Origin of the sequence: Peribacillus deserti (assembly GCF_016909175.1) — a bacterium.
In the GTDB taxonomy this organism is placed as follows: Bacteria; Bacillota; Bacilli; order Bacillales; family DSM-1321; genus Paraperibacillus; species Paraperibacillus deserti.
The window spans coordinates 38,102-56,433 of the sequence record NZ_JAFBFI010000013.1; the positions used below are offsets into that span (position 1 = coordinate 38,102).

Here is an 18,332-nt window from a genome sequence, read left to right on the forward strand (position 1 = left end):
CTAAATGGGGTGTAAGTCAAAAAATATCTTAGAGTGAGGGGATAGAAAATGAATACATCAGGATCTAAATTATGGACGAAGGATTTTATTGTTGTTTCTTCCGTCAATTTTTTCTTAACCCTGATTTTTTATTTGTTAATGGTAACGATTGCGGTATTTGCCGTAAATAGATTCAATGCTTCTACTAGTGAGGCCGGGCTTGTAACGGGGATATTTATTATCGGAACGTTAATTGGGCGGCTGTTTATCGGCCGCTTTATCGATTCTATCGGCCGGAAGCGGACTTTGTATATTGGATTGCTCTGTTTTACGCTTGCCACTCTTTTATATTTTATCAATGGCGGAATTACCTTACTGCTTGTGACTCGTTTAGTACATGGCATGACCCTGGGAATGGCCAGTACAGCAACAGGAACGATTGTAGCACAGATTATCCCGTCTTCACGCAAAGGGGAAGGAATCGGTTATTACAGCATGAGTGCGACTCTGGCTACAGCAATTGGGCCATTCATTGGAATTTATATGAGCCAGCATACAACCTTCCAGATGATTTTCAGCTTCTGCCTTGTTCTGGGCATCATCAGTTTGATCATAGCGTTGTTCCTCCATGTCCCTGCATTGGATGGGTCCGTCAAAACTTCGCCGGTTAAAGGGTTCAAGCTTGCCAGCTTCGTAGAGCCTAAGGCATTGCCTATTGCGTGTATTACCTTGGTCATCGCTCTCTGCTACTCCAGCGTCCTTTCTTTCATTAATTTTTATGCCATTGAAATCCGCCTGGTCAGCTCAGCAAGTTTCTTTTTCATTGTCTATGCCATAGCCGTTTTATTATCACGCCCATTTACAGGCCGCTTAATGGATCTTAAAGGGGCGAACTATATTATGTATCCGGCCTTTATTTTGCTGGCAGCCGGAATGCTACTTTTAAGCACAGCAGACCAAAGTGTCACCTTATTATCAGCGGGCGTCCTTATTGGTATAGGCTTTGGCAATATGCAATCAGCCACCCAGGCCGTTGCAGTAAAATTAACTCCGCCGCACCGGATGGGATTAGCGACATCAACTTTCTTTATCTTTCTTGACGCAGGACTTGGATTTGGACCTTATCTGCTGGGTTTCATCATCCCAGTGACAGGCTACAGCACACTCTATGTGATGATGGGCGTTATGACTCTGGCTTCTGCTGTTCTTTATTATTTCCTTCATGGAAAAAAAGAAAGTTCAGGAAGAGCGGGTATGAATGCTTTAACATGATAGGTAAGGGACATCCTGATTGGGGATGTCCCTTTTTGGGTTAAAAGCCGTATATCTACTTATGAAGGCGCAATTACCGGTTCGCGGCCGCATTAGTTTATTTTTCAGCGCATATCACTGGAAGGAAGTTTGATTTCTCTTATCTAAATAGGCAGTTTGTATATCCATTTAGGACTTTGGCGCAATTATTTTCTTATATGATGCAATTACTTATTTATACGCGAGACAGCCCAGACAGTTTTTCAAAACAGTCCAGGATGTCTTTCATTTCAAAGCTGCTCTAATTAGCCGAGCCGTTTTACTTACGTCTCCTGTCGATATTCTTCGCTGGCCAAACAAACTATAGGAATGAGCTTCAGCTTATATCATCTTGGCCAATTCTTTTGCTGAACTCTGAATGGCAGTGTGGAAAGCGCATCATAACATGTTACCCTTTAGGCAAGTCAAGTGCCTGGTATGCTGACTGATACTTTCCGCCTTCAGCAACTTCTGAATGGTACAAAGCCTTTAGAGCAAAGTTTTTCTCAAGTTTGTGTTCATTCATCAATTCTTTAAGCCGCTTTTGTAAATTTTTATCGTCTTTGACCAGCTGCTGCATTTGTGATTTTATATACTTCATTAAATGATTAACTCCCCTTCAAACTAATGTACCTTACGTTTCAAACGCAATACACTAAGGTCATACTATTTTACATTTTGCAGAACTCATTGCTATTCAACGTGTTCATATAAAGCCACACTTTCATGGTAGTTAACAAACCTTCTTAATTCTTTGGCCTGATCTCTGTTAATTTCTCCAGATTCAAACATTCTGCGGATTTCTGAACGTTCTACATCCATCACTTTAAGACGCAGTTCTTCTTTTTGTTCTTCTTTTTTTTCATTGTATCTTACAGTTGGTCTTTTTAATCGATTGATCATTCTTTTATAATCTAAAACCACGACATGAACCATTTCTGCTCTTTGCTGGTGTTCTTTTTCATACTCCCTTAAGCTTTTAAGAGCCGCTTTTAAAGCCTTTAATTGAATATCCTGTCCAATACGCAATTTAGCTATCGTAGTTGCCCTTTCTATAGGATAATGGCCTCTATAGCGTTTCCACCCTCTTATCATTTTACCTATTAGATATATGATCCCAGATTGGACGTTATATGAGAGTGCCTCTTCACGATAGTCAAGAGATCTTTCAAACGATTCAAACATGGCTTGATCCATTGCGTCTTTATTCATTTCTGCGTGGATATATTTTCTTTCAGCTTTTAACGCCATTAGCCGTATTTCTTTCATTTTTTGCAGGTAATGGCTGGTATCATATTGTTTCGAATCTAGTTCTGGTTTTATTTGCTGAAACCTCACCTTATATTCATTAATTAGTTCATAAGCTGTGGATTCATTTTCTTCATTCATTTCTAAACGAAGCTTTTTAATAGCAGATAATAACAGCCTTTGCTTTGCCTCATTTACACTTATTAAATTTGTTGTTTCGCCTTCTGCTGATTCTTCACTTAGCAGAGGCAATAACATGGTGGCCGCAAGTAATGTAAACAGAATGACGCCAGCTGCCAAAAACAGAATCAACGAACGTTCCGGGAATACATCACCGTTCTTTAAAAGGTAAGGAATCGATAGAACCCCCGCCATAGTAACTGCACCGCGGACCCCCGTTAAACTAATTAACAATGTTGTTTTTATGTTTGGTTTAGCGGCAGCTTTTTCCTGTCCGCTGCGATTTTCATAAAAGGAAAAGAAATATGACCAAATGAAGCGAATTCCCAATATAGCAAAACCAATGGCAATCACATATCCAATAGCTAACCAGTTTCCTATATTAGGGTTTTCAACTGTTTCAGCCATGGAGGAGGGTATGTTTACCCCTAACAACAGAAATACAATTCCATTTAAAATAAATAATACAATGGACCAAATATTTTCTGTGAGAACCTGTTCTTCAGCAATTATCGTTTCAGTTCGTTCTTTTACTAATGCATGGACAATGCCGGCTACAACTACAGCAATCACTCCAGATGCATGCAAAAGCTCTTCAGTAATCATAAAAATAACGAATGGAGTCATAATTCGCAGAAGCGAGTGAAAGGTAACATCATTAATTCCCTGTTTGCGTAAGGTAAATCGTATCCATGTTATAAGCAAGCCGAGAACTAAACCCAAAAGAGCACCGGCTATAAACATATATGTAAAATCAAAGATTGCTTCTCTTAATGAAAAATATCCTGTCACCACAGCCGCTACCGCATAATTAAAAGCAACTAAACCTGAGGCATCATTTATTAAAGATTCTCCTCTAACAAGATGTAATACTTTTTCTGGGATACGAATACGCTTAGCAATGCCATTCACAGCTACCGGGTCTGTCGGTGATAGAATCGCTGCCAAGGCAAATGATGCTGCCAAAGGGATATCCGATATGAGCCAATGAATGAAGTATCCTCCGCCAATAGTTGTTAACAGAACAAGGACTATGGCATTCCCAAATATAGGCGCTCTCATCTTCCATAATTCTTCACGTGGAAAATGCCTTCCATCATTGTATAAAAGAGGAGCCACAAATAGCAGCAGAAACCACTCTGTTTCAATTTCAATTGAAATATCTTTAAATACAATGGCCGCTATAATTCCAAATGCAATCTGAATCAGAGCATTAGGTATCGTTGGAATGTAATGGCTGATGATATTGGATATTAGTAAACAAATAAGCAGCAATAATACGGTCATCAATAAATCCATTTAAGCTCTCCCCCCTGTAGTACTGTTCTATTTTCTCCAAATTTACTTAACACAACCATATATTTGCGTATATAGATTTAAGTATAACAAAGGAAAAGAGACTATCCTTATTGTACGCACTGCAGGTGTGTCACATTCAAACCTTCAAAAGCGCCCGATAGGCTTTTTAGCGGGGCTTAATCTATAGTAGTAAGGGTATGGAGGGAGATTACTTTTTCACGGATCTATGATTATTGGGAATCTAAGCAACATTCATGAGCCAAGTTTTCTGAGTTCCATTAATGAGACTTCTCATACATTCAGACGGCAGCTTTAATAGCCTGAGTACAGATTGTACCCAGGCTATTCTAACTCGCGGGCGAAGCTATGGAAAGCAGGACTCTTCCCAAAGAAAGGAATAGGAACAGCCAGGCAAATTCTATGTGAGTTCAATCTATTGAAAGATATGCTGAATTGACTCAGTTCATATCTATGTTTCATTATCGCTGCTATCGTATATTCTTCCTAAAAAGAACCCGTCAATTTCATTTAATTTGCCCCGCCAGAGTATCTTTCCCTTTGACGGGGTGGGCTTGCTGTCACCGACGTATACCTTGGTATCTTTCATATGGAGAAAATAGGCTTCGGAATCGTCATTGTTTTGAGCCGCCTCTCCGGCTCGTCCAAGCTGTTCGCTTAATGCTTGTGCAATTTCATTTCCGTCTTCGAATGTTTCACTCATCGTATTGAAATATTCCTTAGCAGATATCATCGTTCCCGTAATAACAGAACCTTTAACGTTTAAGGTGATATCCAAGGAGAAATCATGTTTATTGGCCGCTTGGACAAAGAATTCAAGTATATTGTCTTTCATTATGCCAGAACTCATAATCAGGTCTCCTTTTTTATTTCGTTTAATAGCAGATAGGTGTCCTGATCATCGTTAAGAACATTATAGAAATCTACCTTCTCTGCCAGATCTGACTTTTTGGATTTTAACCCTTTTTTATCTGAATTGCTTTTTTTACTCTTATCAGCTTGCTCACTTACTGAATTGTTTTCATTTTGGTCTTTGCCCTTACTTTGCTTCTTCCCGCTATTTTGATTTTGCTTCTTACCCTTTGCCTCTTTACCGTTCCCTTCAGCCTCTTCCTCTTCACTTTCTTCTTGGTCTTCAGAATCGTCCTTATTGCTGTTACCTTGATCTTTTATCTGTTCGCTGTTTCCATCTTGTATCTCTTCATCAGTATCTGCTTCTTCAGGGTCCCGATTATCTGAGTCGTCATCATTTTCCTGACTGTCTTCCTGATCTTCTGCCTGATGTTTCACCTTTTCACTAGCATTTTCTTGATTGTCTTCTTCTGAATCAGCTTCATCACTTTCTTTCTGACCTTCCGTGCTTGCTTCATTCTCCTGGCTGTCTGCCTGATCTTCTGATTGATTTTTTAGCTTGTCACTCTTCTTTTCTTCATTATCTTCTTCAGTATCAGCCTCTTCACTGTCTTTCTGGCCTTCTGATCCATCATTCTCCTGGCTATCACCCTGAATTTCTACCGGATTCTTTACCTCGTTATCGTTCTCTCGATCTTTCTCTGAAGCTTCCTGATCACTGTCTTCCTGGTTTTCTGTTTCTTCTTCATTATTCTCGCCATTAACCTTGTCCTGCGGATCTACCTTTTCATCATCCTCTGACTCCTCCACGTCACTGTCAGTTTGTCCTTCCGACTCTTCGGTATCATCCTGATCTTTTGTTGAGCCTTGTTCATTTCCATTATTATTTAAGGCGTTTTTTTTTTGAGAATTTAGGGCGTTATCCTCTTTCTCAGTTTCGTCAGACTGATTGGAATCTTGGCTCTGGCCATTTTTTTCTTGAGCTAAATTTGATAACAGCTCTTCGATTTTGCCTAAGCGGTCCTGAAGCTTTTCGTTTTCTTCTTTTAGGGACTCGTATTCATTTTCGGGCGTTTTTTCAGCTGACTCTGATTGTTCACCTTCATCGCCTTCCTGGCCTGATTCAGCTTTTACGTCTTCACTAGTCTCATCAGCGTCTGTTTGGGATTGCCCTGTCTCGGTATTTTCTCCTTTTGTATCAGCTTCTTCACTATCGTCCTCACTGTCTCCCTCAGTCTCAGTACCCTCACCATTCCCCTGGCCTTCTGGCTGTGATGTCTGATTACTATCTTCTTGTCCCTCGGATTCCTTTGTTTCATTTCCTCCTGAAGACTGTGATTCTTGATTGCTTAAAGGACCTTGTAAAAATGACTGTGATTCATTGTTATCATCCTGGCCTTCTGATTGAGACACAGCCTCATCTTCTTTTTTTGAACTGGACTCGTCATTTTTCAACTCATTGGAGGAGGAAGGTTGATCGGATTCTGCTTGATCCTTACCTTTGCTTTCACCACTTTTTGTTTGGATCAGCTTCGTCAGCATTTCCTCTAAACGGTCTAAACGGTCGTTGACATCTTCATTGCCCGAGGATTCTTTCGATTTATTAACTGGAGATTGAACGCTGGTTTCATTCTCCCCTTTTGAATCCTGTTCGTTTGTATACCCTTCGATATTTGCTTCCTCTTTCTTATCAAAGATCTTTCCGGCTGAATTTTTAATAGAATCGACTGCTTTTATCGACTTATCCTTGACCGCCTTTCCTAATGAAGCTCCTGTGCTTTTTAATTTTTCCCCGCTCATATTTTCTACAAGCTTTTTACCATTATCAGGTGTTGCCGCATAACCCACTGCAGCACCGATCAGACCTCCTGCGATTGAACGGATGAGCGTACTGCTGCTCGTGCTGCTTTCTGTTTTCTTATCCTGATTTTGTTTTTCCGTTTCTTTTGTTTTTTCCATTGTAAAAACCCCCTATTAGTAGTTGAATTCAGTTGAATTTAAACGGTTATTTGACATGCTTTTTTCGAGTGCTTCAAGCCTTTGATGCAGCTTCTTATTTTCTTCTTCAAGAGCCTTTGTATTGCTGTCTGAAGCTTTAGATGATAAATAGGGATCGTTTTCCCACCAGTCCATCCCTATTTCCTTTGCCTTATCAACAGATGCAACAATCAGCCGTATTTTAATCGTTAATAGTTCAACATCTGCAATACCTACTGTGATATCACCTGCTATGACGACGCCTTTATCTAATATTTTCTCTAATACATCCACAATCGTACTGGACTGCATATTATGTTCGATTGCCATTTGAATTCCACCTTTAGTTTTGAATTAAAGCAAGCTTCCTAAAGGACCAAGATCGATGTTCAAGTCCTCAGCATCAAGGCCGAAAATTTCTTTCAATTCTTCCATTTTTTCTTCGAGGTTCATTAATGCTTCACCTAAGTTTTCAATTTGCTCGTCTGTCAAAGTCCCGCCTTCGACACGTCTTATCGCATGCCTTTCTACAATCTGCCTTAACAGCTCAATGACTGTTAAAACTAACTGCGCTAACCCGTGTTCTGCATTCTCAGGATCAAGATTAATCTTTCCATTTGTTTGGCTGGCCGGTTGCATCGATCAACTCCTCCCTCTGTATATCAAATTCTTGTGATGATACGGTTTTTCGATTTCCTGCTTTAGCCTGAACGAGAGATTCTACTGAAGCAATAAGTAACCTCAAATCCAAATAGACTAGGTCGACTCCTGCAATGGAAATCACTAAATCTGCTTTTAACGCAACACCCTTATCAAGGATGACATCCAAAATATCAATTAATGCGATATCCTTGTTTTCTATCGATTCTCTTAGAGACATATACTCGTCCTCACTTTGAAAAGCTAGAAAAATGATAGGCTGGCCAAGGCCCTGACGCCTCAAAGTGCCACCCTGTTTCTTTCATGTCCTTTTCATATTGCTGGATTTGTTCCAGGAAACTTTCTACATTAGATGTGGAAATAAGATATACACAATTCCAGGTCATATTGTCTTTTCTTCCTGTTACATTGTTACTCCAGGTTCTTTTTACATTTCCTTTAAGGGCAGACTGTTGTAACTGTGCATGAATTTTTTCACTAACCTTGTTTTTTTCTTCTTCAAGTTCAGATTCTATTAAACTGTCTAACTTTTTCTTTTCGAAAAATTGTTTACCCTTAGGCAGTTGACTTATTTCTGCTCTCTTTGCTTCGATTGCCGGGTTGCTGAGGCTTACTTGTTCTTTTAAAACTTGATCATCGCAGTAAATTTTTAAGTTCCATTCTTCATTACCAGTTATTAAGGCAAGCGTATCCATCATTTTGGCTTCATTTGATAAAACAGCCGTTTCAAGGCTTGCCTGATTTATATACAGCGTACAAAATTTCAATGGTATGATCGTGAAAATTTTTGATAGATTAAGCACAGTTTCATGATGGTGGAAGGCTTTTTCCTGGAGCCATTCCATATCATTATTCGTCTTGTCTTTAATACTTTCTTCCGAGTAAATTTCGGAATCAAGATTACAAACAATAGCTGTTATATTGCCTATAGGAATGGCATATAACTCGCCTTCACCGTCAAAGCCCTTTAAGGATGGAAAGGTTCGTTCGGATGCTTCCTTTGTTGGAATTAATCCATATAGATAAATTAGACCGTCCATCTCTTATAATCCTCATTTCTTCTTTGTCATTTGTTCCCATTGTTCTAATTCCATTCGTTTTGCTGTTTCATATCTTATAAGCAGCTCTTCTTCCTTAGCGGTATAAGCCTCTTCAGGAATTTCACCAAGTTCGTACATCATTTGCAGCTGAATCAGCTTTTGCTGAATGGTAGGAAGGTCATACAGCTCTTTATCCGCCTCTTCTTTCACCTTTTCGCCTATTTTTATAACAAGGTTGATAGGTGCAGAAACCAGTTTATGCAGCATCAGTCATCCTCAACTTTTAATCTAATATTGATAAAGTTATAGGCTGGCCAAGGGCCGCTATAGTTGAATTCGACCTTATCCTTCCATTTTTCATACATTTCATTAATGCTTTGATCAAATTGGGCTTCTTTGTTTCGATCAACCAGGAAGGCAGCATTCAAAAGCATTTTCTCACCTATTGGATCATTTGTTTTGGATGCTTCGGCCAGCTCCTGCAGAGGCTTAAACACTTCCTGCTTTACCTGCTGCTGTAAAGTTGTAATGATTTTTTGAGCAGCTCCGCCCAATTGAATTCTTTCATAATAGCTGGCTGCTTCCGATTTCCCCTTAACAGCTTTAGCCATTTTTTCTATATTTGAATTCTCGCTGACCTGTGCTTCAAGCCACTCTTTTTTTCCAATCACTTTCAATCCAAGTTCAATCTTCCCTTTAATTTCCGGGAAAAGCTTTTCAAATTGCGGATATAAATTTTCCAGCAGTACACCCACATCTTCTTTCGAGTGGAAAACATTACCGAAGCTGACTGGAATCACTGTATCATTCTTCTTCATCACTTGAGATACAGCATTTTGATGCATCATTAAATTGGCTTTATTCGGGTGATAAATTTTCATTGGAACCTCGGCGGCGATCATAGCTGCATCTTTATAACGGATTGTCATCAATTCTCTTTGTTCGCCTTCCATTTCTATTTCACCGAAGGTTTCCTCTGTTTCTGTCTGTATTCCGCAAAAAATATAAATACCCATTGATTCTTCACTCATTGTAAAACTCTCCTTTATTCCTCAGGTGACCTTCATGTTATGACATGCTTTTATTATCATTTTTTCTGCAGTTTCTAATGGCTGATCTGATTCAATACAACGGCTCACTTGATGGCCTAATATGTCCATACAGAGACGTTGAAAAGCTGAATCTGACCCGTCTATTGGAATTTCTCCTTCCGCTGCCAATTTGGCGATCATCAGTGATGCCCGCAGACTCGGCCCGCTATCCGCTTTGCATTCCCTGCGCAGCTCTGCTACCAGCGTTGTAATCGCCATAGCGCGTTTCTTATCAAGATCTACTTTTTCTGAAATAATTGCTGCCTCGCGGCCACTGTCCTTATGATCGATATATAGGGTAATGAGTCTATCAAGCAGCGCATCTTGTGTTTGGTAGACGCCTGCATACTCATCAGGATTGCTGGTAAAAATCACCGCAAAATCAGGATGAACACGGACAAATGGTTCAGTTAATTTTGTCCCGTATAATGGGAGAATTCCTTCTTCTAAAATGGATAAAAAGATATTATTTGTGGTTGGCCGTGATCGGGTAAACTCATCATAAACGAGAGTGTATCCATTCTTCACTGCCTCTAGGAGACGCCCGTCTCTCCATGTCTCTGTTATACTTTCGTCTCTTTTGTAAACAGAACGAACATAGTTATCGACAACCTTTTTGCTCGTATATCCGGTAAAGTCGCCAATTAAATCTTTATTGTTTAATTCATGATTACCGTGTATAAGCATGACTGGTTTTTTTCTTCTCTTCGCCAGAGCGAGAGCCAGAGAGGTTTTCCCTGTGCCAGACGGGCCTGTAAAATGGATAGGATAGCCTGCTTTCAAGTATTGTAATGAGCGGGAAAGTAAGTCTTCTGTCCTTTCGTCTTGTACCATGGATTTTGAATTCCTGTTGATCTCTTTCTTTAAGACCGTCACTCTATTTCCTCCTACTCCCACGTCCTATACATCTTGATTTAGTGAACTTCTGTAACGGATATCCCGTCTTTTATAGGATGTTACTTCCTTCTCCTCATTGAGATACACATCGTAAACACCCAGCATTTCATCTTTTGCATATTTTTTCATATATTCCTTTTCCTCGATCACTTCAACTGTCAGCTTCCAGCCATTGTTATCACTTTCTTCTACAGAGGTAATTTTATGGACTGGAGCTATATATTCATTGAAGAAATCCGTAACATTTCCAAGTATTTTTTTAATTTCCATAGTGGCCTCCTGCTAAAGATGGCAAGCTAGGGTTAAGATTAACCCTGGCTTTGCCTTCTTTTTCTCTAGATACTAAAGCGAGCATTTCTTTCATTCGATTGGGCTGGAAGTCCGTTTTCTTCCACTTCATCCCGAAGCAGCCCAACTGCCTCTGCATAGCGCAGCCATGTATCAACACTTGCAATAACCACTCTTGCTTCAACTGTTAAAATTTCAATTCCGACTACTGATACCCTGACAAATGCGTCAATTACAATCCCTTTATCTAATATCCGGTCAATAACCTCCGCCAGGCTGGAACTATCTGTACTCTTTTGAAGTGCCATTCTTAACATTCTCCTTTCATCATTTCATTTAGGAACCATAAGTCTTCATGTCATTTACGGATTTGAGTTTCTCTGAGCTTTTGATTTTGGTAGCACCCTTGATATCCTTGGATGTCTTTATATGGCTGATGCCTTTTATTTGGCTGGCACCTTTAACTTTCCGATCATCTTTGTGTTTATTGCCTGAAGAAATCTTCTTTTGGAATTCTTCTCCGGCTTCCACCACTTTCCCCAGCTTTTCACGTGCTGTGAGCAGGACATTCTGGGTCTTTTCTTTTGCTTCTCCGCCCTTTTCATGGACTTTATCAGCAAAATCGTCTCTGGCATGCTCCAGGTTTTCTGTGAATTCATGCGCTTTATCCTGAATGTGCTCTACTATTTTCTCTTTCGCTTTGTCGACTACTACTTCTTTCACTTTTTCTTTTACAGGTTCAGGAGTATGGTCCACCACTTTTTTCGCAGCTTTTCCCACTACTTTTTTTACGCGTTTGTCCATTCAAGTAACCCCCCTTCGGGAAAACAGAAAAAGGACTAGGGCAATTACTTGGAATCAACTAAATCGCTCAGCATTTTTTCCATTTTTTGAAGACGCTCATTCAGGTTTTTGTTTTCTTCTTTGATCTCTTCGAGCGATTGGCTTTCCCCGCTAGTTTCCCCGCTTGTACCGCCTTTTCCCTTCTTTGGAGACAGCAGTCCTTCTTCTATTTTGCTGATATAACCAGATGCTAATTGTTTGACACTGTTCTGCGCCTGGCCAGCGAGAAGTTCCTGTGCTGTTTTTCTAAATTCCTTGCCCGCAGTTTTTATAAGTTCAGATTCACCCAGATTTTTCATAACCTTCTTGCTTGTTTCAGGGTTTGCCAGCAGCCCGATGCCTGCTCCGACAACACCGCCTAAAATGGCCAGGTTCACAGAATAATTAGCGCCTTTTTTTTCGTCCGTTTGCTTTTCGTTTTCTGATGGCTTATTTTCTCCGTTATTCTCACTAACTTCTTGATTTTTATTTTCATTCTCATTGTTTTTTAGTTCTTCGTTATTCATTTTTATTACCTCAGCTCCTTATCGAATTCTTTAAACACTTCATCTTTCTAGCTGCTAAATGCAGCTGCCTGCGTTTGCTTTCTATTCATAAGACCTTCATCTTGAACTTCATCACTTAATAATCCAACAGCCTCTGCATATCGCAGCCAAGTATCAACACTGGCTATGACTACTCGGGCTTCAACAGTAAGAATTTCTATCCCTACCAGAGAAACCCTTACAAACGCATCAATAACAATTCCCTTGTCTAAGATCCTGTCAATCACTTCTGCAAGGCTCGAGCTGTCTGTACTTTTTTGAACACTCATGTCTTTGTCTCCTCTCAAATTTATTTTACGGGGAGGCACTTGGATGAAATGTTTTGCGGGTTTAGTCTGTATATACCTTCTCCTGTATTCAATAAACGAGGACTTCATAACCATAAACACCAAATTTTGTGCAATATGTCAGCATCTTCACCTCTTAGTAATATTAGAAAGGTAATAATCGCGATGATTTCAAAAGCTTTGGTTACATTTATTACTTTCCGGTTACTTATTTTAAAAAAGAAATAATGACATAGGATGCCATTTTCTTTCCTATATAAAGCTTCAGAACAAAACAAAAAAGACCTTATTCCAGCACCAGGTCTTTAATAGCAGTCATTTAGTTACATTTATAGGCATGTATAGGGGAAGCTGCGTATTTTATGTGAAAATAAGGCTAAATAAAACTTTATATAGAAAGTTACTAAAAAATTAGGTATAGACACTTGTTATTCACTGGATTATTAAAATAACATCAGTGTTAAACTATGTAATAGCCTACCTGAGGTAAAGGATGTGTCTTACATGGATTTTTTTCATAGCCAGGAAACACTTACGACCATGGAATGGATTCTTCGAGCAATTGTTGCTTTTATCTTTTTATTAATTGTTGCTAAAGTCTTAGGCCAGCGTGCGATTTCCCAACTGAGACTTCTTGACTTTGTTATTGCTTTAGTCATTGGAAACATAATTGCCCATCCGTTATCTGATGAAAATCTTGGGCTAAAAGGGGCCATCATTACAACCCTTGTATTAGTGACCTTATATCTTGGGGGCGTTTTTCTGATTCTTAGATGGCCATGGTTTAGAAGGCTGATTAACCATGGACCAATCCCCATTGTTAAGAACGGAGAAATCCTTTATAAAGGATTAAAAAAAGCAAGAATATCCCTTGATGTGATAATGGAAGAATTACGGGAAGGTAGAGTTGATGATTTGAAGAAAATTGCCTTAGCCATTTGGGAAGCAAACGGAAAGATTTCGTTTTTTTTGGATCCCAAATACGAACCGCTTACACCTGCATTCTTCCAGATGGAAACAGAGCCTTTCGATTTGCCAAGGACGATTATTAAGGAAGGCAGAATTAATTCCAAAGAGTTAAAACAAATACATAAAGACGATAACTGGGTTGTTCCAAATTAGAGCGATTATATCAGACTGAAGTAAAAAATGTCCTCCTTGCAACCCTTGACAGTAAAGATAACCTGAAGGTTTTTTTATATAAGTAAATCCTTTGATGCAGTGTGGAGAGGGGTTCACTATGAAAAGGATTACATATAGTAAATGATTTCTTTTCATATACAGGCTTTTGCATCAGCTTAAAAATTGAGCCTGCTATACTTATATGTCAAAATAGATGTATATCTATAACGTTTTCATTAATTTTTGGGAAAGCCATTATTTGTAATGGCACTAAGTTACCTATTCCACTAAATTGGAGGCAGTAAAGCAATGAGATCAATAAAACTAGGAAGCAGCACATTAGAGGTGCCAGTCGTTGCTGTCGGCTGCATGCGTATTAACTCGCTAGACAAGACGGAGGCTGAGCGCTTTGTCCAAACAGCTTTAGAAGAAGGAGCCAGCTTCTTCGACCATGCAGATATATATGGCGGCGGGACATGTGAGGAAATATTCGCAGATGCCATCCACATGAATGCAGATATTCGAGAGAAAATCATCCTTCAGTCCAAATGCGGGATTCGAAAAGGGATGTTCGATTTTTCGAAAGAACATATTTTAGAATCCGTAGACGGAATTTTAAAGCGTCTGAAAACCGAATATCTGGACGTTCTGCTTCTGCATCGTCCGGATGCACTTGTAGAACCAGAAGAAGTAGCAGAGGCCTTTGATATCCTTGAAAACTCGGGAAAAGTGCGTCATTTTGGCGTTTCTAACCAGAAGCCCATGCAGATTGAGCTGCTAAAGAAGTATGTAAGGCAGCCGCTTGTTGCAAACCAGCTGCAATTGAGTATTACGAACGCCAACATGATCTCTAATGGAATCAATGTGAACATGGAAAACGATTCAGCGGTAGACCGGGATGGCAGCGTGCTAGATTATTGCAGACTGCATGATATCACCATTCAACCCTGGTCTCCTTTTCAATACGGATTCTTTGAAGGTGTGTTCCTTGGAAATGATAAGTTCCCAGAACTGAATCAGACCATTGATGAGATCGCGGGAAAATATGAAGTCAGCAACACAACCATTGCCACTGCGTGGCTTTTACGCCATCCCGCACAGATGCAGCCAGTTATCGGTACCATGAATTTAGATAGACTAAAGGACTGCTGTAAGGCGAGCGAAATTCATCTGACGCGAGAAGAATGGTACAGTATTTATCGTGCTGCAGGCAATATTCTTCCATAAAACAATACGAAAGAGGCACATTCCTCATAATGTGCCTCTTTTTTAAGACTTAAAGTTCATATTTTAAGTAAGCTATAAAAACTCGCGGTTAGTTTAATGGCTAATTATTAGCAGCCATCCGTCCCAGGGGACCATTTTCATCAATCATTCCCTCTATATCATATACGGATATGGGAAACATCGGGAAACCATAAACATATGGTGTGATTTCATATAATTGAAAATAGATAACAAGAACTTTATCCGCAATGTAAAAGTCCTGATTGGGTTTAATGGCTGTGAATCCGTTAAGCAGCTGAATATTTCGCTGTTTAATTTGTTTTTCAATTAAGATGGAAAGAGCTTTTACATATTCACTCCCAGGCTTAAACAAGTCTTTAAGTTCACAAAGCCTCTCATTTTTCAGGTCAAACGTTAAAGATTTTATATACGTCATACCATGGGCGGCATGAAAGTGATACGTATAATTAGAGAGTGATAAACTTAGAACCTGACGCTGATTGTTTTTGATTTCATATGAACCAATCATTTCTTCTACGGTTGTCGGCATATTTCCTATTTGCTGATTTATGAGCTGCTGTGTTTGATTCACAATCGTCCTATTCATTGATCTTTCCCATTGATGGTTCTGCATGCTGCTAACTTCTGGATACAAGACGGTCTTACTCGGCCCGCTGCCAATTGCAGCCGTTTTAATGGTTACCGGTAACGTATTGGGCATTTTTATCCATCCTCTGATATTATTAACTCATTGTATTCGTCAGAAGAGTAAATGTGTGCAAAGCCAAAAGGGTAGCAGCACTTTACCTGTTTCACTCTAAAAGAGATAAAGTGTAAATGAACTCTTTATAAAAAATGCCTGAATAGATACCAAAACACGGCTAATAGATGGGAACTTTGCAAAAAATCATTACAAGCTTCAACAGATTATTCTAATGAGGTGTTATAAATGAAAATAGGAATTATTGGATTAGGAGATATTGCTAAAAAGGCCTACCTGCCAGTGCTTTCTGAAAAAGAAGGAATAGAACTTGTGCTCTGCACAAGAAATCTTAAAACGCTAAACAGATTAGCAAATAAGTATAAGGTTCAGGAAAAAGTTCAGACCGTTGACGAACTGATTACAAGAAACATTGATGCAGCCTTTATTAGTACGGCTACTGAGGGACATTTTGAAACAGCTGAAAAATTACTTAGTAACGGCATCCATATATACATAGACAAACCCATATCCATGAATTTTCATGAAACCGAAAAAATTGTGCAGCTTTCCAATGAGAGCGGCAAAATCGCAATGGTTGGTTTTAACCGACGTTTTATACCTAGAGTTAAAGAACTTAAGGAACATGGCAAAGCCAGCTTGATTATCATGCAAAAAAACAGATTTGCTGCTCCGGATTATATAAGAAGATTTGTTGTAGAAGATTTTATCCATGTGGTAGATACTCTCAGATTTTTGATGAATACCGCAGTTAAGGATGTAAAGGTTGAGTACCTTAGAAATGGTGAAATGCTTGATCATTTGGTCATACAGCTTATTGGAGAAGGATGTGCAGCTATTGGAGTGATGAACAGGAATGGCGGTGTTACAGAAGAAATCATTGAATATATGACTGGGCATAATAAGTATGTTGTAAACAGCCTTGTTGAAACCACTCATTTTCATAATAAAGAAATACATATAACTAAATTTGGCGACTGGGAGCCAACCCTTTATAAACGAGGCTTTTACCAACTAGTAGATCATTTTATTGATTGCGTTCAGAACAACAAGACACCTGATCCTTCTATTGAGGATTCGCTGCTCACTCATGAAATCTGCGAAAGAATCGTTAAATCTATAGACTCAGCAGTTTAATAAGAAAAGAAGCCAGGGACTATGTTGTCTCTGGCTTATTTGTTTATTTTTATATCAGGTACCGCAAAAGGTCCGATATGGGGCTGAGGATGCAGGCAGTGCACCGTATTCAGCTTGTTCAGGAGAGTGTGCGTATGGGTTTGAAAGTACCTGTAAAAGCCGTTGCATTACGCTGTAATCTCCTTCTTTCACTGCAGCTTCCAGTGCCGCTTCTACCCGGTGGTTCCGGGGAATAACCGCAGGATTGCTGTTTCGCATCAACTGGTTCGAAGAGTCTTCCGATTCCTCCTGCCTGCCTAGTCTCTCCTGCCAGAGCTCATGCCACTGAGTAAATTCAGGTGTTCCGGATAGGACTGTATCCTCCACCGTATCAAAAGTTAATGCGCGGAAGGTATTCGTATAATCCGCTCGGTACTTCGACATCATACTGAGAAGATCTTCGATAAGGGGTTTATCTTGTTCTTCTTCGTTAAATAAACCCAGTTTTGCTCTCATTCCTTCCAGCCAATTAGTGTAATACAACTTAGGAAACTTTGAAATTTCATTCTGCGCTATTTCAACAGCTTCTTCCTGATTTTCATGCAGCAGCGGCAATAGGCTCTCAGCAAACCGCGCCAGGTTCCACCCGCCAATATTCGGCTGATTCCCATAGGCATAGCGGCCCTGAGTGTCAATGGAACTGAAGACCGTTTCCGGATCAAACACATCCATAAAGGCGCAAGGGCCATAATCTATGGTTTCGCCGCTAATAGTCATATTGTCCGTGTTCATAACTCCATGAATAAAGCCAACCAGCTGCCATTTCGCAATCAGCATCGCCTGACGCCTAATCATTTCCTGCAGCAGCGAAAGATATCGGTTTTCACTGTCCTCAATCTCTGGAAAATGGCGTTTTATTGCGTAATCAGCAAGGGCTTTGAGTTCTTCTTCTGTCCCCCATGTAGCAGCGTATTGAAACGTACCTACGCGCAGATGACTAGAAGCCACACGAGTGAGAATAGCACCTGGAAGCTCTGTTTCCCGGATAATGTTCTCGCCAGTTGTCACCACTGCCAGACTGCGGGTAGTAGGAATACCGAGCGCATGAATGGCTTCACTTATTATATATTCGCGCAGCATCGGCCCAAGTGCCGCCCGGCCGTCTCCCCCGCGGGAGTATGGCGTTCTGCCTGCCCCTTTAAGCTGAACATCCACCCTCTCGCCCTCGGGCAGGATATGCTCTCCAAGCAGAACAGCACGGCCATCCCCTAACATATTAAAATGTCCGAATTGATGCCCCGCGTAAGCCTGAGCAAGAGGAGAAGCACCTTCAGGAATCTTGTTCCCAGCAAACACTGCTCCGCCATCTTCAGTTTGCAGCGCCTGAACATCCAAACCTAGAGATTCCGCCAGTTCAATGTTGAGAATTGCCAGCTTCGGTGACCGCACAGAACCTGGGCTGGTACTGGTAAAAAATAATTTAGGCAAACGAGCGTAACTGTTATCAAAGTTCCATCCTAATTCATTACTCTTTGTCATAGGTTCTCCTTTTCTAATTTTGGCTTTTAATACAGGTTTTTTCTCTTATATCTCTAAAATGAAACATCATTACTTTTCTGCATTTTTTTATAACAGCATCCCATCATTTAATG

Annotated in this window: 21 protein-coding genes and 1 pseudogene; 4 read left to right on the plus strand and 18 right to left on the minus strand. The window is 40.0% G+C overall.

Translation table 11 applies throughout. From position 1 onward, the window contains the following. The first annotated feature begins 48 nt into the window (after positions 1 to 48). Entirely contained in the window at positions 49 to 1,251 is a 1,203-nt protein-coding gene (locus JOC77_RS14105; protein WP_204544262.1) for an MFS transporter, read from the plus strand. Between the two features lie 427 nt (positions 1,252 to 1,678). On the opposite strand, the gene JOC77_RS14110 is transcribed toward JOC77_RS14105, so the two are convergent. The 16 genes from JOC77_RS14110 to gvpJ (JOC77_RS14185) form a co-directional block, all read right to left on the minus strand. Further along, complete coding sequence (locus JOC77_RS14110; protein ID WP_204544264.1) at positions 1,679 to 1,870, minus strand: hypothetical protein; 192 nt, start codon at positions 1,868 to 1,870, stop codon at positions 1,679 to 1,681. Positions 1,871 to 1,962: 92 nt separating this feature from the next. Next, positions 1,963 to 3,996, minus strand: coding sequence for a Na+/H+ antiporter (locus JOC77_RS14115; protein WP_204544265.1), 2,034 nt, complete (start codon positions 3,994 to 3,996; stop codon positions 1,963 to 1,965). A gap of 469 nt (positions 3,997 to 4,465) precedes the next feature. Then, entirely contained in the window at positions 4,466 to 4,864 is a 399-nt protein-coding gene (gvpU, locus tag JOC77_RS14120) for a gas vesicle accessory protein GvpU (RefSeq protein ID WP_204544267.1), read from the minus strand. Between the two features lie 2 nt (positions 4,865 to 4,866). Then, positions 4,867 to 6,825 (minus strand): YtxH domain-containing protein, encoded by a 1,959-nt coding sequence (gene gvpT, locus JOC77_RS14125; protein ID WP_204544269.1) that lies wholly within the window; start codon positions 6,823 to 6,825, stop codon positions 4,867 to 4,869. Between the two features lie 15 nt (positions 6,826 to 6,840). Beyond that, positions 6,841 to 7,173: a gas vesicle protein gene (locus JOC77_RS14130; RefSeq protein ID WP_204544270.1), complete on the minus strand. Its 333-nt coding sequence runs from the start codon at positions 7,171 to 7,173 to the stop codon at positions 6,841 to 6,843. A gap of 24 nt (positions 7,174 to 7,197) precedes the next feature. Beyond that, positions 7,198 to 7,482 (minus strand): gas vesicle protein K, encoded by a 285-nt coding sequence (locus tag JOC77_RS14135; RefSeq protein ID WP_204544271.1) that lies wholly within the window; start codon positions 7,480 to 7,482, stop codon positions 7,198 to 7,200. Next, positions 7,448 to 7,723: a gas vesicle protein gene (locus tag JOC77_RS14140; protein ID WP_204544272.1), complete on the minus strand. Its 276-nt coding sequence runs from the start codon at positions 7,721 to 7,723 to the stop codon at positions 7,448 to 7,450. Before JOC77_RS14140 ends, JOC77_RS14135 begins: the two co-directional genes overlap by 35 nt. 10 nt (positions 7,724 to 7,733) lie before the next feature. Then, positions 7,734 to 8,543, minus strand: coding sequence for a GvpL/GvpF family gas vesicle protein (locus JOC77_RS14145; protein WP_204544273.1), 810 nt, complete (start codon positions 8,541 to 8,543; stop codon positions 7,734 to 7,736). A 12-nt stretch (positions 8,544 to 8,555) separates the two neighbouring features. Continuing rightward, entirely contained in the window at positions 8,556 to 8,810 is a 255-nt protein-coding gene (locus JOC77_RS14150) for a gas vesicle protein GvpG (protein ID WP_204544276.1), read from the minus strand. Beyond that, on the minus strand, positions 8,810 to 9,574 hold the full coding sequence (locus tag JOC77_RS14155) for a GvpL/GvpF family gas vesicle protein (protein WP_204544277.1): 765 nt from the start codon (positions 9,572 to 9,574) through the stop codon (positions 8,810 to 8,812). Before JOC77_RS14155 ends, JOC77_RS14150 begins: the two co-directional genes overlap by 1 nt. 21 nt (positions 9,575 to 9,595) lie before the next feature. Then, a complete protein-coding gene (gene gvpN / locus JOC77_RS14160; RefSeq protein ID WP_204544278.1) occupies positions 9,596 to 10,510 on the minus strand; it encodes a gas vesicle protein GvpN in 915 nt (304 codons plus the stop codon). A 24-nt stretch (positions 10,511 to 10,534) separates the two neighbouring features. Next, positions 10,535 to 10,801, minus strand: a complete 267-nt coding sequence (gene gvpO, locus JOC77_RS14165; protein ID WP_204544279.1) for a gas vesicle protein GvpO — start codon at positions 10,799 to 10,801, stop codon at positions 10,535 to 10,537. Between the two features lie 65 nt (positions 10,802 to 10,866). After that, positions 10,867 to 11,127, minus strand: a complete 261-nt coding sequence (gene gvpJ, locus JOC77_RS14170; protein ID WP_204544280.1) for a gas vesicle protein GvpJ — start codon at positions 11,125 to 11,127, stop codon at positions 10,867 to 10,869. A 28-nt stretch (positions 11,128 to 11,155) separates the two neighbouring features. Continuing rightward, positions 11,156 to 11,623, minus strand: a complete 468-nt coding sequence (gene gvpQ, locus JOC77_RS14175; protein ID WP_204544281.1) for a gas vesicle protein GvpQ — start codon at positions 11,621 to 11,623, stop codon at positions 11,156 to 11,158. A gap of 44 nt (positions 11,624 to 11,667) precedes the next feature. After that, positions 11,668 to 12,168 carry a gas vesicle protein GvpP gene (locus JOC77_RS14180; protein WP_204544283.1) on the minus strand — a complete coding sequence of 167 codons (501 nt, stop codon included), beginning with the start codon at positions 12,166 to 12,168 and terminating at the stop codon, positions 11,668 to 11,670. A 47-nt stretch (positions 12,169 to 12,215) separates the two neighbouring features. Next, entirely contained in the window at positions 12,216 to 12,476 is a 261-nt protein-coding gene (gvpJ, locus tag JOC77_RS14185) for a gas vesicle protein GvpJ (protein ID WP_204544284.1), read from the minus strand. 522 nt (positions 12,477 to 12,998) lie between these two features. Here gvpJ (JOC77_RS14185) and JOC77_RS14190 point away from each other — a divergent pair. Then, positions 12,999 to 13,702, plus strand: a pseudogene (locus JOC77_RS14190) (DUF421 domain-containing protein). A 223-nt stretch (positions 13,703 to 13,925) separates the two neighbouring features. Continuing rightward, positions 13,926 to 14,843, plus strand: a complete 918-nt coding sequence (locus tag JOC77_RS14195) for an aldo/keto reductase (RefSeq protein ID WP_204544285.1) — start codon at positions 13,926 to 13,928, stop codon at positions 14,841 to 14,843. A 100-nt stretch (positions 14,844 to 14,943) separates the two neighbouring features. Here the strand turns inward: JOC77_RS14195 and JOC77_RS14200 are convergent, their stop codons facing one another. Beyond that, on the minus strand, positions 14,944 to 15,564 hold the full coding sequence (locus JOC77_RS14200; RefSeq protein ID WP_204544286.1) for a DUF3298 and DUF4163 domain-containing protein: 621 nt from the start codon (positions 15,562 to 15,564) through the stop codon (positions 14,944 to 14,946). A gap of 228 nt (positions 15,565 to 15,792) precedes the next feature. Here JOC77_RS14200 and JOC77_RS14205 point away from each other — a divergent pair, with 228 nt between their 5' ends. Continuing rightward, on the plus strand, positions 15,793 to 16,701 hold the full coding sequence (locus JOC77_RS14205; protein ID WP_204544287.1) for a Gfo/Idh/MocA family protein: 909 nt from the start codon (positions 15,793 to 15,795) through the stop codon (positions 16,699 to 16,701). Positions 16,702 to 16,755: 54 nt separating this feature from the next. Here the strand turns inward: JOC77_RS14205 and JOC77_RS14210 are convergent, their stop codons facing one another. Further along, positions 16,756 to 18,219, minus strand: coding sequence for a protein adenylyltransferase SelO (locus JOC77_RS14210; protein WP_204544288.1), 1,464 nt, complete (start codon positions 18,217 to 18,219; stop codon positions 16,756 to 16,758). Positions 18,220 to 18,332 lie beyond the last annotated feature (113 nt).

Bases quoted from the DNA above. Each gene is read 5' to 3' on its own strand.
- JOC77_RS14195 (WP_204544285.1), top strand. From the start codon at position 13,926: ATGAGATCAATAAAACTAGGAAGCAGCACATTAGAGGTGCCAGTCGTT.
- JOC77_RS14115 (WP_204544265.1), bottom strand. From the start codon at position 3,996: ATGGATTTATTGATGACCGTATTATTGCTGCTTATTTGTTTACTAATA.
- JOC77_RS14210 (WP_204544288.1), bottom strand. From the start codon at position 18,219: ATGACAAAGAGTAATGAATTAGGATGGAACTTTGATAACAGTTACGCT.
- JOC77_RS14140 (WP_204544272.1), bottom strand. From the start codon at position 7,723: ATGTCTCTAAGAGAATCGATAGAAAACAAGGATATCGCATTAATTGAT.
- JOC77_RS14180 (WP_204544283.1), bottom strand. From the start codon at position 12,168: ATGAATAACGAAGAACTAAAAAACAATGAGAATGAAAATAAAAATCAA.
- gvpQ (WP_204544281.1), bottom strand. From the start codon at position 11,623: ATGGACAAACGCGTAAAAAAAGTAGTGGGAAAAGCTGCGAAAAAAGTG.
- JOC77_RS14200 (WP_204544286.1), bottom strand. From the start codon at position 15,564: ATGCCCAATACGTTACCGGTAACCATTAAAACGGCTGCAATTGGCAGC.
- JOC77_RS14135 (WP_204544271.1), bottom strand. From the start codon at position 7,482: ATGCAACCGGCCAGCCAAACAAATGGAAAGATTAATCTTGATCCTGAG.
- gvpT (WP_204544269.1), bottom strand. From the start codon at position 6,825: ATGGAAAAAACAAAAGAAACGGAAAAACAAAATCAGGATAAGAAAACA.
- gvpJ (WP_204544284.1), bottom strand. From the start codon at position 12,476: ATGAGTGTTCAAAAAAGTACAGACAGCTCGAGCCTTGCAGAAGTGATT.
- JOC77_RS14110 (WP_204544264.1), bottom strand. From the start codon at position 1,870: ATGAAGTATATAAAATCACAAATGCAGCAGCTGGTCAAAGACGATAAA.
- gvpU (WP_204544267.1), bottom strand. From the start codon at position 4,864: ATGAGTTCTGGCATAATGAAAGACAATATACTTGAATTCTTTGTCCAA.
- JOC77_RS14150 (WP_204544276.1), bottom strand. From the start codon at position 8,810: ATGCTGCATAAACTGGTTTCTGCACCTATCAACCTTGTTATAAAAATA.
- JOC77_RS14145 (WP_204544273.1), bottom strand. From the start codon at position 8,543: ATGGACGGTCTAATTTATCTATATGGATTAATTCCAACAAAGGAAGCA.
- JOC77_RS14155 (WP_204544277.1), bottom strand. From the start codon at position 9,574: ATGAGTGAAGAATCAATGGGTATTTATATTTTTTGCGGAATACAGACA.
- JOC77_RS14130 (WP_204544270.1), bottom strand. From the start codon at position 7,173: ATGGCAATCGAACATAATATGCAGTCCAGTACGATTGTGGATGTATTA.
- JOC77_RS14205 (WP_204544287.1), top strand. From the start codon at position 15,793: ATGAAAATAGGAATTATTGGATTAGGAGATATTGCTAAAAAGGCCTAC.
- gvpJ (WP_204544280.1), bottom strand. From the start codon at position 11,127: ATGGCACTTCAAAAGAGTACAGATAGTTCCAGCCTGGCGGAGGTTATT.
- JOC77_RS14105 (WP_204544262.1), top strand. From the start codon at position 49: ATGAATACATCAGGATCTAAATTATGGACGAAGGATTTTATTGTTGTT.
- gvpO (WP_204544279.1), bottom strand. From the start codon at position 10,801: ATGGAAATTAAAAAAATACTTGGAAATGTTACGGATTTCTTCAATGAA.